Annotated in this window: 15 protein-coding genes, 1 tRNA gene and 1 pseudogene; 4 read left to right on the forward strand and 13 right to left on the reverse strand. The window is 58.9% G+C overall.

All coding sequences use genetic code 11. The features are described 5' to 3' along the window. Nucleotides 1-109: 109 nt before the first annotated feature. The 3 genes from EV281_RS20895 to EV281_RS20905 all read right to left on the reverse strand — a co-directional run bounded on the left by EV281_RS20895 (nt 110) and on the right by EV281_RS20905 (nt 2,001). Nucleotides 110-940, reverse strand: coding sequence for an aldo/keto reductase (locus tag EV281_RS20895; protein ID WP_132655832.1), 831 nt, complete (start codon nt 938-940; stop codon nt 110-112). A 193-nt stretch (nt 941-1,133) separates the two neighbouring features. Next, complete coding sequence (locus tag EV281_RS20900) at nt 1,134-1,403, reverse strand: hypothetical protein (RefSeq protein WP_132655834.1); 270 nt, start codon at nt 1,401-1,403, stop codon at nt 1,134-1,136. A 49-nt stretch (nt 1,404-1,452) separates the two neighbouring features. After that, a complete protein-coding gene (locus EV281_RS20905; protein WP_132655836.1) occupies nt 1,453-2,001 on the reverse strand; it encodes a L,D-transpeptidase family protein in 549 nt (182 codons plus the stop codon). 138 nt (nt 2,002-2,139) lie between these two features. On the opposite strand from EV281_RS20905, the gene EV281_RS20910 reads away from it, so the two are divergent. Together EV281_RS20910 and EV281_RS20915 are read left to right on the forward strand one after the other, a co-directional pair. After that, the gene (locus EV281_RS20910; protein WP_007814583.1) at nt 2,140-2,823 is read left to right on the forward strand and encodes a response regulator transcription factor; all 684 of its coding nucleotides are present in this window, start codon (nt 2,140-2,142) and stop codon (nt 2,821-2,823) included. A gap of 1 nt (nt 2,824) precedes the next feature. Continuing rightward, the gene (locus EV281_RS20915; RefSeq protein WP_132655838.1) at nt 2,825-3,280 is read left to right on the forward strand and encodes a cyclic nucleotide-binding domain-containing protein; all 456 of its coding nucleotides are present in this window, start codon (nt 2,825-2,827) and stop codon (nt 3,278-3,280) included. Between the two features lie 6 nt (nt 3,281-3,286). Here EV281_RS20915 and EV281_RS20920 read toward each other — a convergent pair whose 3' ends face one another. From EV281_RS20920 to tesB, 6 genes and pseudogenes are all read right to left on the reverse strand, one after another. Further along, nucleotides 3,287-4,090 (reverse strand): exodeoxyribonuclease III, encoded by an 804-nt coding sequence (locus EV281_RS20920; protein ID WP_132655840.1) that lies wholly within the window; start codon nt 4,088-4,090, stop codon nt 3,287-3,289. A gap of 161 nt (nt 4,091-4,251) precedes the next feature. Further along, entirely contained in the window at nt 4,252-4,926 is a 675-nt protein-coding gene (locus EV281_RS20925) for an outer membrane lipoprotein carrier protein LolA (RefSeq protein ID WP_132655842.1), read from the reverse strand. A gap of 134 nt (nt 4,927-5,060) precedes the next feature. Continuing rightward, nucleotides 5,061-7,730, reverse strand: a complete 2,670-nt coding sequence (locus EV281_RS20930) for a DNA translocase FtsK (RefSeq protein WP_132655844.1) — start codon at nt 7,728-7,730, stop codon at nt 5,061-5,063. A gap of 233 nt (nt 7,731-7,963) precedes the next feature. Then, nucleotides 7,964-9,385: an ammonium transporter gene (locus EV281_RS20935; RefSeq protein WP_132655846.1), complete on the reverse strand. Its 1,422-nt coding sequence runs from the start codon at nt 9,383-9,385 to the stop codon at nt 7,964-7,966. A 30-nt stretch (nt 9,386-9,415) separates the two neighbouring features. Beyond that, the gene (locus tag EV281_RS20940) at nt 9,416-9,766 is read right to left on the reverse strand and encodes a P-II family nitrogen regulator (RefSeq protein ID WP_007814595.1); all 351 of its coding nucleotides are present in this window, start codon (nt 9,764-9,766) and stop codon (nt 9,416-9,418) included. A gap of 212 nt (nt 9,767-9,978) precedes the next feature. Continuing rightward, nucleotides 9,979-10,864: pseudogene (tesB, locus tag EV281_RS20945) on the reverse strand (acyl-CoA thioesterase II). Between the two features lie 86 nt (nt 10,865-10,950). On the opposite strand from tesB, the gene EV281_RS20950 reads away from it, so the two are divergent. Further along, nucleotides 10,951-12,165: a ubiquinone biosynthesis hydroxylase gene (locus tag EV281_RS20950; RefSeq protein ID WP_132655848.1), complete on the forward strand. Its 1,215-nt coding sequence runs from the start codon at nt 10,951-10,953 to the stop codon at nt 12,163-12,165. 2 nt (nt 12,166-12,167) lie between these two features. Here EV281_RS20950 and EV281_RS20955 read toward each other — a convergent pair whose 3' ends face one another. From EV281_RS20955 to EV281_RS20970, 4 genes are all read right to left on the reverse strand, one after another. After that, entirely contained in the window at nt 12,168-12,359 is a 192-nt protein-coding gene (locus tag EV281_RS20955; protein WP_132655850.1) for a Trm112 family protein, read from the reverse strand. Nucleotides 12,360-12,367: 8 nt separating this feature from the next. Then, a complete protein-coding gene (locus EV281_RS20960) occupies nt 12,368-13,039 on the reverse strand; it encodes an LON peptidase substrate-binding domain-containing protein (RefSeq protein ID WP_132655852.1) in 672 nt (223 codons plus the stop codon). A gap of 101 nt (nt 13,040-13,140) precedes the next feature. Then, nucleotides 13,141-14,112 (reverse strand): thioredoxin, encoded by a 972-nt coding sequence (trxA, locus tag EV281_RS20965; protein WP_132655854.1) that lies wholly within the window; start codon nt 14,110-14,112, stop codon nt 13,141-13,143. 56 nt (nt 14,113-14,168) lie between these two features. After that, entirely contained in the window at nt 14,169-14,678 is a 510-nt protein-coding gene (locus EV281_RS20970) for a prolyl-tRNA synthetase associated domain-containing protein (protein ID WP_132655856.1), read from the reverse strand. Between the two features lie 258 nt (nt 14,679-14,936). Here EV281_RS20970 and EV281_RS20975 point away from each other — a divergent pair. After that, nucleotides 14,937-15,011 (forward strand) — tRNA-Gly (locus tag EV281_RS20975). The last annotated feature ends 117 nt before the right edge of the window (nt 15,012-15,128 follow it).

Below are 15,128 nucleotides of genomic sequence, written 5' to 3' on the forward strand. Positions count from 1 at the left end.
CACCGGGCGAGGCGACACCTCCCGTTTTGGCGGCTCGAGCTGCAATTATTGATCGGCTGCAGCTGTGGATGACCCTCTGGTACCCCCAGAGGGTCATTTTGTATAAAGCTTAGAACGTCGCGGTGTAAGGATCGGGACCCATACGAGCGCTGGCGCTGTCGAGTTTGGCGATCACAGCCATGTCTTCCCCATCCAGCTTGAAATCGAAGACGTCGAAGTTCTCTTCGATACGCGACGGTGTCACCGACTTCGGTATGACGACAAGGCCGGTATCGATGTGCCAGCGGATGATGACCTGAGCCGGAGTCTTGCTGTGTTTGGCAGCAATCTGGCCGATGACCGGATTGGAAATGAAACGACCCTGACCGAGCGGGCTCCAGGATTCTGTAACGATGCTCAGCTTCTTGTGCGCTTCCTGCGCAGCCTTCTGCTGAAAGTCGGGATGAAGCTCGATCTGGTTGATGACCGGAACCACGCCCGTATCGCCGATGATGTGGTCGAGATGATCGGGATAGAAGTTCGACACGCCGATGGATCGCACGCGGCCTTCTTCCCTCAGGCGCACGAAAGCCTTCCAGGTTTCGCGATAAAGCCCGCGATGCGGTGATGGCCAGTGAATGAGATAAAGGTCGATATAATCGCTACCGAGTTTCTTCAGGCTGACCTCGAAGGCGCGCAGTGCATTGTCATATCCCTGGTCGGTATTGCGCAGCTTCGTCGTGACAAAGATATCCCTGCGGTCGACGCCTGCCTGGCGGATGCCTTCGCCGACACCCTCTTCATTGTCATAGCCGGACGCCGTATCGATATGGCGATAGCCGGCGGCAATGGCCGCGCGCACGGTCGGGGCCGCGATATCCTGCGGGGTTTGCCAGACGCCGAGACCCACCTGGGGAATGGAATGTCCGTCATGGAAAGTGATGATGGGCTGAGCGGTCACAATATATCTCCGGAAGTTTGAAGAGTGGGCCAAAGACACGAATTGAATGGGCATGAATTGAAGCCGCAAGCGGTTTTCCCTGAACGCATTGCTGCCCGCGCGTTCGGTCGAAAATTCATATAGGATACCGGCCGATGAAGACAATCGCTCCCTTGCCGCGGAAGGGAAGCGGCTCCTTCTCAAGGCCGGCGGATCAGCGTTCCTTTGAACGGACTGCTGTTGTGGAAGCCGGCGACGATATCGATTCCTCTACCGTGCAGCCGATGAAAGCTTGGCCTCCGCGTCCTTGTTGGCGAAGATCGATCGTAGAGACATCGGCGACGATATGCTCTTCCGGCTGGCTGCAGCGCCTGATATCGACGCCACCGCCATCGGCCGCCTTCGTTCCCTCGAAATAGCCGTGGTCCAGCGGATAAACGATTTTGGGATAGCGCGGACGGTCGAGAACAATGCGCGACTTCAAGACCTGCCTCTCCCCACTTCGCAAAACGCCTTGTAAGATGGGTCGGCTGTCATATCACTCTCACCGTCGTTCCCCTTCTCAGGAATGGCAGGATACGGCGCATATCGCGGACGCTGACCGCGACACAGCCGGCGGTCGGCTCATAGCCGGGCCGGATGAGATGGAAGAAGATTGCCGAGCCTCGATTGCGCGCCCGTGAGGTCACGTTCCAGTCGAGCACCAGACAAATATCGTAAAGCCCATCCTTCCGCTTCATCTCCTCATGGCTCGGCTTGAACGGCGCCCTGACCGGCCTGTTGTAGTTCGCATCAGCGGGCTGATCGCACCAGAGCATGTCGGCACGAATGCGCTTGATCGGCAGTGACGAGGCAAGACGCCCATTTCGTTCGCCGCGCCGAAAGCCGTAAAGCACTTGCATCGAAGCAATCGGCGTTGCCCCGTCGCCTTCCCGCTTCATCACGGTTCGGCCGCTTCGGCCGATCGCGGCGGGTAAGGTAAGCGGGCCAAACCGAACGATAGCTCTGCTTGGTTTGCCGGGCGCGGCGCGCACCACGAGCGTTGAGGGCCTGCCAATTCGCTCTCGCCTTGCTTTTTCCATTTTTCTCGCATGTTCTTGAATTGCCTTGGGCTTCGATTGAAACCATATGAAGTCTTACGCGGCAACGACAGACCGCCAATCCTTGCCAAATGTTGAATTTGGCGTAGGAGTATCTGACAAACGCAAGGACTCACCAGCATGACCGCACGCACCATTCTTCTGGTGGATGACGACGACGACCTTCGCCAGACGTTGACGGAGCAACTGTCGTTGTATGAGGAATTCTCCGTCCTGCAGGAAGCAACCGCGGGCAAAGGCGTGCAAGCCGCCCGCTCAAATCCGGTCGATCTGCTGATCATGGACGTTGGCCTGCCGGATATGGACGGTCGTGAGGCGGTGAAGCTTCTCCGCAAAGGCGGCTTCAAGGCACCGATCATCATGCTCACCGGCCACGACACGGATTCGGACACGATCCTCGGCCTCGAGGCCGGCGCCAACGACTACGTCACCAAGCCCTTCCGCTTCGCCGTGCTGCTCGCGCGCATCCGCGTGCAGCTTCGCCAGCATGAACAGAGTGAAGATGCCACTTTCACCGTCGGCCCTTATCTGTTCAAGCCGAGTCAGAAGCTGCTGACGACTGATAACGGCCAGAAGATCCGCCTGACGGAAAAGGAAGCGGCGATCATCCGCTATCTATACCGCGCCGAACAGAAGGTCGTGACCCGCGACGTGCTGCTGGAAGAAGTCTGGGGCTACAATTCCGGCGTCACCACTCACACGCTGGAAACACATGTCTACCGCCTGCGCCAGAAGATCGAGCGGGATCCATCCAACGCCGAGATCCTTGTGACGGAAAACGGCGGATACAAGATCATCCCGTAGAATGTCTCTTTCCGACGATATCCATCTGCTGTCGCAGCTTCCGCTCTTCAAGGACATGAACGACGACCAGCTGCGCCTGATTGCTTTCGGCGCAGACCGGCGCGTGATTGCAGCCGGGCAGATGCTGTTCCGTCAGGGTTCACCCGCCGAAAGCGCCTATGTGATCACCAGCGGTAGCCTCGAACTCAGCGTGACGGGCGCAGATGGCATGGGACGGACTGAAGCAATCGCCGGTGCGGGAGCGTTGATTTCGGAGCTGGCCCTTATCACGCTGGTGGAGCGCAAGTTCACCGCGATCGCACGCGAGGATACCGCCATCATCCGCATCACGCGCGCTCTGTTCCATCGCCTGATCGAGGAATATCCCTCTGCGGCACGCCTCATGGAAAGCCGCATCCGCGACAGCATTGCCGATCTTGCGGCACAAGCCGCAAGCCAGTTTCACCGATTCAGCTGAAGCTTCTCAGAGGTCGAGATGCACGGTCACCGGCACATGATCGGATGGCCGCTCCCAGCCGCGCGCTTCCTTGAGCACCTCGATGCGCTGCAGATGCGGACCGAGGTCGGGCGAAGACCAGATGTGGTCGAGACGTCGGCCCTTGTCGGCAGCTTCCCAATCCTTCGCGCGGTAGCTCCACCACGTATAGAGCTTCTCATTGGCAGGCACATGCTGGCGCATGAGATCGTGCCAGCCGCCGCGCTTCATCACTTCGATGAGCCCGTCGGTTTCGACCGGCGTATGGCTGACGATCTTTAGAAGCTGCTTGTGCGACCAGACATCATGTTCCAGCGGTGCAATATTGAGATCACCAACGAGGATGGCTGAGGTGTTTGGTTCGGCGCTGGCCTTCAGGTTCTTCATCTCTTCGATGAAATCGAGCTTGTGGCCGAATTTCGGATTGATCGAGCGGTCAGGCTCGTCACCCCCGGCAGGAACGTAGAAATTATGCAGGCGGATACGCCGGTTGCCACGCTCGAAGATTGCCGAAATATGGCGCGCATCGCCGACATTGCAGTAGTCCTGCCGATGGTCTTCGGTCAGCGGTACCCGCGAGGCAATCGCGACGCCATGGTAGCCTTTCTGGCCGTGAACGATGATGTGCTCGTAGCCCATCGCACGCAGCGGTGCCAGCGGGAAGAGATCGTTCGGAACCTTGGTTTCCTGCAGGCAGAGGATGTCGGGCCGGTGCTTCAGCACCAACTGCTCGACGATCGGCATGCGCAGCCGCACCGAATTGATGTTCCAGGTGGTGATGGAGAAACTCATGCCTGCCCTTTCAGATCCGTCTGAAAAGGCTTTAGAGCAAAGGCGTCAGCGAGAAAACCGGCCGCAGACAAAAGCGGCCGGCGATCAACCGAAAAGCACCGTAGCATCGGCCCGAAGATCTGAATCGATTTTCGGAAAGCCCAATGCGTAGACTAAACACTCTAATCACGGTTCGCTGAAGTGCCCTTGATATCCTCATAGGGCACGCGGAAGACGCGCTCGTCAAAAGCAACACCGGTCTTGACGTTGAAGATCATCACCGAGGTATCCTTGCCCTGGTTGTCGGTGATCGTCCATTGACGCAAATCATAGGTCTTGGGATCGAACATCATTGTGATGGTCGAATTGCCGAACACAGTATTGTTGCCGAGCGAGATCGTCGTCAGATCGGACTCTTCCTTCACACCTTTCACCATGCCGGCCGAGAGATCGATATGCGGTGCAAGCAGAAGACTGAGCGGCGTCTTGGAGAGCGGATAAAGATCCCAAGTCTTCAGTTTCACATTGCCGATCGCGACATTCTTGCCATCGGCAATGACGCGCATCGGCGACGGATCGTCATAATTGAAGCGCAGCTTGCCGGGACGCTCGATGAAGAACTTGCCGCCGGTCTGTTCGCCGCGCGGACCGAACTGCACGAACTCGCCCTGCATCGTGGCAACACCGGAGAAATGATCGGCAATGGCCTGCGCGGTGGCGCTGTTGGCGGCAGGTGAGGCCGCCTGGGCGGAGGCAGAGAGCGGAACGGCGCTTGCGACGGCCGCAGCGGCAAAAGCGCCGAGAACATCGCGGCGGGTTACCGGTAGGCGGGAGAAGATGGATGCGGAGTTGGTCATGTGAACCTCCTGTATGCGGTCTGCATGCCGTTGAAAGGCGGCGTCTTCAAGGCGCGCAATCACCCGGTAAAAGGTAACAGATTATATGCCCCGAGGTTTCCGCCGTACGGGCTGCGCCATCAAATTTTCTTTACTCAGCGGTCCAGGATATCCCCGTCCGTCGGCACGAGAATCTCGCGTTTGCCGGCATGGTTGGCAGGGCCGATGATGCCCTCCTGCTCCATGCGCTCGATCAGCGACGCGGCCCTGTTATAGCCGATCCCGAGCCTGCGCTGAACATAGGACGTGGATGCCTTGCCGTCGCGCAGAACGATGGCGACAGCCTGATCATAAGGATCTTCCGAATCGGCAAGGTTTGCCGTGCCGGCCGGACCGCCACCATAATCGCCATCCTCGTCGTCATCGGCGGTGATGGCATCGAGATATTGCGGCGAGCCTTGCGTCTTCAGATAGGAGACAATCTCTTCGACTTCGACGTCAGATACGAAAGGACCGTGAACGCGTTGGATACGGCCGCCACCCGCCATATAGAGCATGTCGCCCATGCCGAGCAGCTGTTCAGCGCCCTGCTCGCCGAGGATCGTGCGACTGTCGATCTTCGAGGTTACTTGGAAGGAAATACGGGTCGGGAAGTTTGCCTTGATCGTGCCGGTGATGACGTCGACCGAAGGACGCTGGGTCGCCATGATGACGTGGATGCCGGCCGCACGCGCCATCTGCGCGAGGCGCTGGACCGCGCCTTCGATATCCTTGCCGGCGACCATCATCAGGTCGGCCATCTCGTCTATGATGACGACGATATAGGGCATCGGCTGCAGGTCGAACTCTTCGGTCTCGTAAACCGCCTCGCCGGTCTGCCGATCGAAGCCGGTCTGTACCGTGCGCGAGATCGTGTCGCCCTTGGCAAGCGCCTGCTCGACACGCGTATTGAAGCCGTCGATATTGCGAACGCCGATCTTCGACATCTTCTTGTAGCGCTCTTCCATCTCCCGGACGGTCCATTTCAGCGCAACGACGGCCTTCTTGGGATCGGTGACGACGGGCGAAAGCAGATGTGGAATGCCATCGTACACTGAGAGTTCAAGCATCTTCGGGTCGATCATGATGAGACGGCACTGTTCCGGCGTCATGCGATAGAGCAGCGACAGGATCATGGTGTTGATGGCAACCGACTTGCCCGAACCGGTCGTACCGGCCACCAGCAGATGCGGCATTTTTGCAAGATCGGCGATGACAGCCTCGCCGCCGATCGTCTTGCCGAGTGCCATCGCGAGCTTTGCCTTGGAACCTTCGAAATCGCGGGACCCGATCAGTTCGCGCAGATAGACGGTTTCGCGCGTCTGGTTCGGCAATTCGATACCAATCGCGTTGCGACCCGGCACGACGGCGACACGGGCGGCGATCGCGCTCATCGAACGGGCGATATCGTCAGCAAGGCCGATGACGCGGGACGACTTGATGCCGGGCGCCGGCTCCAGTTCATAAAGCGTGACGACCGGGCCAGGGCGGACATGGATGATCTCGCCCTTGACGCCGAAATCCTCCAGCACGCCTTCCAGCATGCGGGCATTCTGCTCCAGCGCATCGGCCGAAAGCGTGGAATCGCGCACTACATTCTTCGGCTCTGCGAGCAGGTGCATGGAAGGAAGCTGGAAACCTTCCGGCCGGATGAACGAACCCTGCGCCTCGCGTTCGACGCGGGCGCCAGGTTTCGGACGGGCCGAAGCGGGAATGACGCGCGGTTCAGGCTTAGCATTTGATTTCGCCGGCGCGCGGATCATCCAATCATCGTCGTCAGGCAGGATATCGGCCGGACGCGGCGGCATGTCGGTGTCGAACGGCGGATCGTCATCCTCATCTTCATCGTCATTGAGAGAGATGGAAGGTGCCGAAACGACACGGCGGCTCGATGCGGCGCGTGACTCCATAGACGGATCCATCCGTTCACCGCGCGTAAGAGGCTTGGCACGTACGGGCTCGTTCAGCGTACCGAATTCATCGTCGTTGAAATCGTAGGGCGATTCGAAATCGCTCTGGCGGCGCTTGCGCGGGCCCATGCCGAAAAGCCGGCGGAAACGGGCCTGATTCATGTACCAGGCATGGGTGATGGCACCGCTGAAGGCCATCCAGCGGGATTCGTCGTCTTCATCATCCTCTTCGCCGACGACACGTGCCTTGCTTCGCGTATCGACATAATCCTCTTGTTCGTCTTCCTCCTCATCGAGCTCGCTGCGGCCGACGATACCGGCCGCAAAGAGCATCATCCACGCGGTTGGGACGGCGAAGACGCAGCCGACGGCGGTGGCGAAGACGCCGGTTGGATAAGCGCCGACGAAGAGAGCCGGAAAGCGCAGGATCATGTCACCGATGACGCCGCCGATACCGTTCGGGATCGGCCAGGTGAGCGGCGGCGGGAAACAGCCGATAACGGCGGACGAAAGCACAGTACCGGCAAGCCAGGCGCCGGCGCGCGCCGGGATGCGGCTGATACGGCGACCGGAAATCAGCGCCAGCGCCCAGGCAACGATCGGCAGCATCGAAACGACGCTCGCCAACCCCAGGAACTGCATGGCAACGTCGGCGAAGGCTGCACCGCTATAGCCCAGCACATTGGTGGGCAGGTTACTCGTGGCATAGGAATAGCTGGGATCGGTGACATTCCATGTCGCAAGTGCCGCAACCGCGAGCGCCAGCATCAGAAAGACCGCAAAGCCGATCAGCGCCTGGATCTGCCGCAGCATGAATGCCGAGAAGGAGAACCGGTCAGGACGGCCATCCATTGCCGGCGACGTACTTCTTGCCATGTTCTAACCCGTCCAAATGCCTGTGGGCACGCGAATCGCAAAGATTCGCCGCGCCAAATGCGTCCGCTCCACCTAACCAAAGTAGAGTTAAAGCGATGTTAACCATGCATATGTCGGATCACTAAAAAGAAAAGGACCCGAACCTTGGAAGGTCCGGGCCAAGAGCGGCTTATGGTTAGATAGCCGCGACGGGCTGTTCAGCGGCGCCCTTGTGCGGGCGCCGCAAATCTAGATTAGGCGTGGTAGGCGGCTTCGCCGTGCGTGGCAAGGTCGAGACCTTCGCGCTCGGCTTCGACCGTAACGCGCAGCCCGATGATGACGTCGACGATCTTGTAGAGGATCGCCGAGCCGATGCCCGACCATGCGATCGTAACCAGCACGCCCTGGAACTGCTTGAACACCTGCGATGCCGTACCGCCGTAGGTGGCGGCGAAGTCCGGCGTCCCGTAATCAACGATGCCGGCGCCGCCGAGGGCCGGATTGACGAGGATACCGGTGCCGATGGCGCCGAGGATACCGCCAATGCAATGGACGCCGAAAACATCGAGCGAGTCGTCATAGTTGAACTTGTTCTTCACGACATCGACGAAGAAGTAGCAGACCGGCGAGACGACGAGGCCGAGAACGATCGAGCCCATTGGCCCGGCAAAACCAGCAGCCGGGGTAACGGCGACGAGGCCGGCAACGGCACCCGAGGCAGCACCGAGCATCGAAGCCTTCCCGCGAGCGAAGCTTTCGACGATGCACCAGGAAACAGCGGCAGCTGCCGTTGCAACGAAGGTGTTGATCATGGCGAGCGATGCGTAACCGTTGGCTTCGAGGTTGGAACCGGCGTTGAAGCCGAACCAGCCGACCCACAGGAGCGAGGCGCCAACCATGGTGAGCGTCATGGAGTGCGGTGCCATGATCTCCTTCTTATAGCCCGTGCGCTTGCCGAGCATGATAGCCCCGATCAGGCCGGCGATACCGGCATTGATGTGAACGACCGTACCGCCGGCGAAATCGATTGCGCCGAGCGAGTAGATGAAGCCAGCCGGAGCGGTGTAGGCGCTCGGGCCGCCCCAGAACCAGACCATGTGCGCCATCGGGAAATAGACGACGGTGACCCACAGGATGACGAAGAGCATCACGGCCGAGAACTTGATACGTTCGGCGAACGCGCCGACGATCAGGGCCGGAGTAATGCAGGCGAAGGTCATCTGGAAGCAGATGAAGGTGAGCTCCGGAATCGCAACGCCCTTCGAGAAGGTTTCAGCCAGCGAGGATGGCGTCACACCGGCAAGGAAGGCCTTGGAGAAGCCACCAACAAAGCTGTTCAGCGAGCCGCCGTCCGTGAAGGCGAGCGAATAGCCGTAGGTGACCCAGATGATCATGACGACCGCCGTGATCATGAAGACCTGCATGAGAACCGACAGCATGTTCTTGGCGCGGACGAGACCGCCGTAGAACAGCGCCAGACCGGGTATGGTCATGAGGAGAACGAGCACCGTGGAAATCAGCATCCACGTGTTGTCGCCCTTCTCCATCGTCATGGCCGGCGCAGCAGCGGCAGCGGCTGGGGCGGCTTCCTGGGCGAAGGCAACGACCGGCGCCAGCAGAGCAGCCGAGAAGGCGCCTACCCGTGCGATGTTGGAGGAAAACTTCGAAATTGACATTGGAAATAGCTCCTTGATCTGCCGTTCGTTTTACAGCGCTTCTGAATCGGTCTCGCCCGTACGGATGCGCACGGCATGGTCGATCGAGTAGACGAAGATTTTGCCGTCACCGATCTGGCCGGTCTTGGCAGATGCTGCGATGGCCTCTACCGCCTTGTCGACGATTTCGGATGCGACAGCGATTTCGATCTTGAGCTTCGGCAGGAAGCTCACCGCATATTCAGTGCCGCGATAGATTTCGGTGTGCCCCTTCTGGCGACCGTAGCCCTTCACTTCGGTTACAGTCAGGCCCTGGATGCCGATCGCCGTGAGGGCTTCGCGGACCTCATCGAGCTTGAACGGCTTGATAATGGCCATCACAATTTTCATCTGGTTTCCCATCCTTCGTTATCCTCGGCGCGGAGCCGACTCTCCTTGCCGCTGACGGTTTCTTCAACAGCGACCGGCGATAGACATTCAAAGGATGTGCCAGATTCGCGAGAACCGTTAACCTATTGAAATGTAAAGGATATAAGACAAGACGCCAATAAACAGGCAAATGATTGGCCAATAAGCGCACAAATAACGCGCAAATTTATAAATATGCCTATTCTTTATTCATTTGCCTTTTTCCGAATCAAGCCCTCCTGCGCCACCGACGCGATCAGGACACCGGAACGTGTAAAACAGGCTACCGCGGGTTAATCCTCTGGCACCTGAGGCAGACGGACTGTCTTGCGTATAGAGCAGCCAGTCGTCAAGCTTGTCGGGTCGGTGGAACCACATGGCATGGTCAAGGCTTGCGACCTGCAGGTTCTGGTCGAAGATGGATGTCCCGTGGGCATGCAGCGATGCATCGAGCAGCGTCATGTCGGAAAGATACGCAAGCACGGCAGCCTGATAGAGCCGGCTGTCCGGCACGGGACCGGTTGCCCGCACCCAGACATCCTGCCGCGGTTCGAGCTTCTCGCGCGTCAAATAGTGTTTGAGCGAAACAGGTCGGATTTCGATCGGCCTTTCGCGCTCCCAATATTTGCGCACCGCCGCCGGCGCATGGGTGAGATACTGTTCCTTGATCTGCTGCTCGCCAAGCAGCGTTTCCGGCATCGGCACTGCCGGCATGGGAATCTGGTGGTCGAAGCCCGGCTCCTCCAGCTGGAATGAGGCCGAGAGTGCAAAGATCGCCTTGCCGTGCTGGATCGCCACGGCCCGGCGCGTATTGAAGCTCGATCCATCGCGAATGCGCTCGACCTGATAGATGATCGGCACGGAGGGATCACCGGGCCGCATGAAATAGGCATGTAGCGAGTGAATGAAACGCTCGCTTTCCACCGTGCGCTGCGCCGCCATCAGTGCCTGCGCGATCACCTGCCCGCCGAACACCCGCTGCCAGCCGACCTGTGGACTGCGGCCACGAAAGATATCGACCTCGATCGGCTCGATATCGAGCGTCGAAATCAATGTTTCCATGGCGGTAGGCTTGCCCGTTTGCTCCGTCATTTTTGTTCACGTCTCGCCGGTAGGAAGTGGTAACCTGATGATCTATATAAATCGCATCTGATCGTGGAAAGTAAGAGGAGCGGGCTATGCTGGACATGCTGGTTGTGGGCGGAGGTTATGTCGGCCTGTCCGCGGCCGTGGCGGTCAAGCAGGCTGCACCTCATCTCAACGTTGCCGTCATTGAGGCTGCGCCCGAGCATGTCTGGAAGAAGGATATGCGGGCTTCTGCCATCATCGCGGCCGCGACGAAGATGCTCGAAGTCTTTGGCATCTGGGACGAAATCCAGCCCGAAGCGCAGCCGATCAACAAGATGATCGTCACCGATTCCAGGATGTCCGATCCCGTGCGACCGATCTTCTTGACCTTCGATGGCGAAGTGGCCGACGGCCGGCCATTCGCGCACATGATCCCAAATGTGGTGATGGTCGGCGCACTGCGTGGATTGTGCGAGCGGCTCGGCATCGAGATCCGCCACGATCTCAGCGCCACGGGGCTGAAAACCGGTGACACCAGTATCGAAGTCAGCCTTTCGGACGGTAGCACCCTGCAATCGCGCCTGCTGGTCGCCTGCGACGGCGTGCGCTCGAGGCTGCGGGACTTTGCTGGCATCAAGACCGTGACCTGGGACTATGGCCAGTCCGGCATCGTGACGACAGTTGAGCATGAACGGCCGCATAATGGCTGCGCCGAAGAGCATTTTCTTCCGTCCGGCCCCTTCGCCATCCTGCCGCTGCGTAACAACCGGTCGTCGCTGGTCTGGACCGAGCGGACGAACGACGCCAACCGCCTCGTCGCTGCTGATGATCTGGTTTTCGAAGAGGAGTTGGAGCGCCGCTTCGGCCACAAGCTCGGCACTCTCAAGGTCGTCGGCGACAAGCGCGCCTTTCCACTCGGTCTGACACTCGCCCGTTCTTTTGTCGCGCCGCGCTTCGCACTTGCCGGTGACGCAGCACACGGCATCCATCCGATCTCCGGCCAGGGCCTCAATCTCGGCTTCAAGGACGTGGCAGCACTTGCCGAAACCATCGTTGAAGCCGATCGACTTGGGCTCGATATCGGTGCCATCAACATTCTGGAGCGCTATCAGAGCTGGCGCCGCTTCGACACCTTCCGCATGGGCGTCACGACCGATGTACTGAATCGGCTGTTTTCCAACGACATGGCTCCGATCCGCATCGCTCGCGACGTCGGCCTCGGCATCGTCGATCGCCTGCCCGGTCTGAAATCCTTCTTCATCGGCCAAGCGGCAGGAACGACAGCCAAGGACAATCCGCGGCTGCTTGCAGGCGAAACGATCTGACCTTACTCGTCTTCGAGACTACGCGCTTCCGAAACCAGCATAATCGGGATGCCGTCCCGGATCGGATAGGCAAGCCGTGCCTTTTCCGAAACGAGTTCATTATGCTCGCGGTCGTAAGAAAGCCGACCCTTGGTTAGCGGGCAAACAAGAAGGTCGAGAAGTTTGGGATCGACTCGGCTCAGCTTTTCGTCCATGGCGGTCTCTACTGTAGCACGGTATCGGAATCGCCGAAAACGCGGGCAAGCACGATTTCGGTGATGGCAATCAGCGTTTCCGCCCTTGTCTTGAGGTCGGGCGCCTCCAATAGCGCCTGTTTTTCAGCTGGGCCGAAGGGTGACATCATGGCCAGCGAATTGACGAGCGTAAGATTGCTGGCGCGCTCGACGCTTTCCCAATCTGCCTCAAGCTTGTTCGCGTCGAGATAGGCCTTGAAGGCTGTCAACAGCGCGTTGCGGTCGACGGCGTCTTCTTCGTTCTCGCTGGAAAGGTCCGATATGAACGGCGCGATGCGAAAGGTGCGGAATGGCTGGCCGTGTGGCCTCTCCTCCAGAAGCCGGAAACGGCACACGCCTGTCAACGAAACAATATAACGCCCATCGCCGGTTTCGGCATACGACGTGATCCGGCCGAGGCAGCCGACCGTCGCAAGCTCGGGGGCGTGTGTCTTATCCTCATGTTCGCCGTGAGCCGGTTGCACCATACCGATCAGACGGTTTCCCGCGAGTGCTGCATCGAACATTGCAAGGTAACGCGGCTCGAAGATATTGAGCGGCAATTGTCCAGCAGGCAGGAGAAGTGCACCTGTCAGAGGAAAAACTACAATCTCGTCCGGTAGATCACCGGGCTTCAGATATCTCGCATTGCCCACTTGCATGAAGACTAGTCCCGCACTCTAGCGGCGGGCGTGTCCAACACGCCCGCTCTGACGAGGAATGTGGTGCCCTTGTCTGAAAACGCAAGGGTGAAGCCGCAAACTCAGGAAAACAGGATCGAGGAGAGCTTACGGCGGGCCGAAACAGTTGCCGGATCCTTGAATCCCCAGACCTCGAAGAACTGCAGAAGCTGGCGTCGCGCACCATCATCATCAAAAGCGCGATCCTTGCGCATGATGAAAAGCAGGTGTTCGGCCGCTTCTTCGCGCTTGCCCTCGACATTGAGGATCTTGGCGAGTTTCAGGCGGGCTTCGTGATGATCCGGGTTCAATGCCAGCTCGCGCTCCAGGGCAACGGGATCGCCGAGCTTGCGGGCTTCTTCGATCTGGTCGAGCTTCTTCAGCACGGCCTGGATGCCGGCATCCTTGCCAACCTCTTCCGGCAGCTCGCTCAGCAACTGACGGGCCTCGCCATGCTGGTCTGCTGCGATCAGGCACTCGGCCATGCCGACAAGCGCCTTCGCATTCTCCGGATCGGCCTGAAGGATCGCACCATAAAGCTGACCCGCTTCGTCGATATCTCCAGCGGCCAGCGCTTCGGAAGCCTGCCCCAGATACGCTTCGATTTCCGCGGTTTGGCCAGTGTCCGCAGGACCTGCGAGGCGATCTATGAACTGGCGAACCTGGCTTTCCGGCACCGCTCCCATGAAACCATCGGCCGGCCGGCCATTGACGAAGGCGATGACGGCCGGAATGGACTGGATACCGAGCTGACCGGCGATCGAAGGATGATCGTCGATGTTCATCTTGACCAGCTTGACGCGGCCCTGACCTTCATTGACGACCTTTTCCAGAACCGGCGTCAGCTGCTTGCACGGACCACACCACGGCGCCCAGAAATCGACCAGCACCGGCTGATTGCGCGATTCCTCCAGAACATCCTTCGCGAAATTCGCCGTCGTCGTGTCCTTGATATGGCTGCCGCCCGCCGCAGGCTGGGGTGCTGTACCATAACTTGCCGTTGCCGACATTTGGTTGCCGAAAGAACCGTTATAGGGGTTGTCGCTGCCGCTCATAGATATCTCCCGCCGCGCCGATCTGCCGGCGTCTCTTGTAGCGATAAAATCGTATGTCAGGACGTCACTTTCAAGACAAGCGGCTTATGCCCCGTCGCTTCCATGAATCGTATCAGATCGGCGCTGCCGATCGAAGTGGTCGCATCGTTGGAAAGTGGATGGCAGTTGACGATGTCGTCGTGCATCAGATCCGCATCGAGTACGAACGTAACGTTATTGCCGGTATCGTTGATCGCGCCGAACGCGGTAACCGCCCCCGGAATGACACCCAGATATTCCATCAACTTTTCAGGCTTACCGAATGACACGCGGCCGGAGGCGCCGATGATGGTATGGACCTGCTTGAGGTCGACAACGGCATTTTCCTCCACCGTCAGCAGGAAATACTGATCTTTCTTGTCCTTCACGAAGAGGTTTTTGGTGTGCCCGCCGGGAATTTCATCCCGCAGCGCCACCGATTCGGCAACGGTGAAGACGGGGGCATGATCTTTGGTGTTGTGAGCTATGCCGAGACCATCGAGAAAGGCGAAAAGATCCTGGCGAGTCTTGGGCTTGTTTTCGGTCATCGTCATTCCATCAGACAAGAAAGAAGCAGATTGCATTGTCTGCTTACGTCCGCCTCATGCGCTTGGCAATCTTCGTGACCGACGCTTTGCCTTGCATTCGCGGCGTTTCCGAACCTGGTTTTCCACCATCAAAACTTTTCTTCGTTTTTCCGTCATTTCCCTGTTGCATTTGAAAATCGTTTGGGCGATATAGCGCCCGTCGCCGCAAGGTGGCGCCCACGGTCCGCTACTTACTACCCCGGACCGGTGCGGATTTGAGCGGGTGTAGCTCAGGGGTAGAGCACAACCTTGCCAAGGTTGGGGTCGAGGGTTCGAATCCCTTCGCCCGCTCCAGTTTCCCAATTGTCCAGCTCGGAGACATAGGTAACAGATTGTCCCTAAGACATAGGTGACAACCTCGTGCCGAACGGGTTGTCGATGGTTTGCAAGGTCCTCTGCTCCAGGTCGATA

This window comes from Rhizobium sp. BK418 (assembly GCF_004341105.1).
GTDB lineage: Bacteria > Pseudomonadota > Alphaproteobacteria > Rhizobiales > Rhizobiaceae > Rhizobium.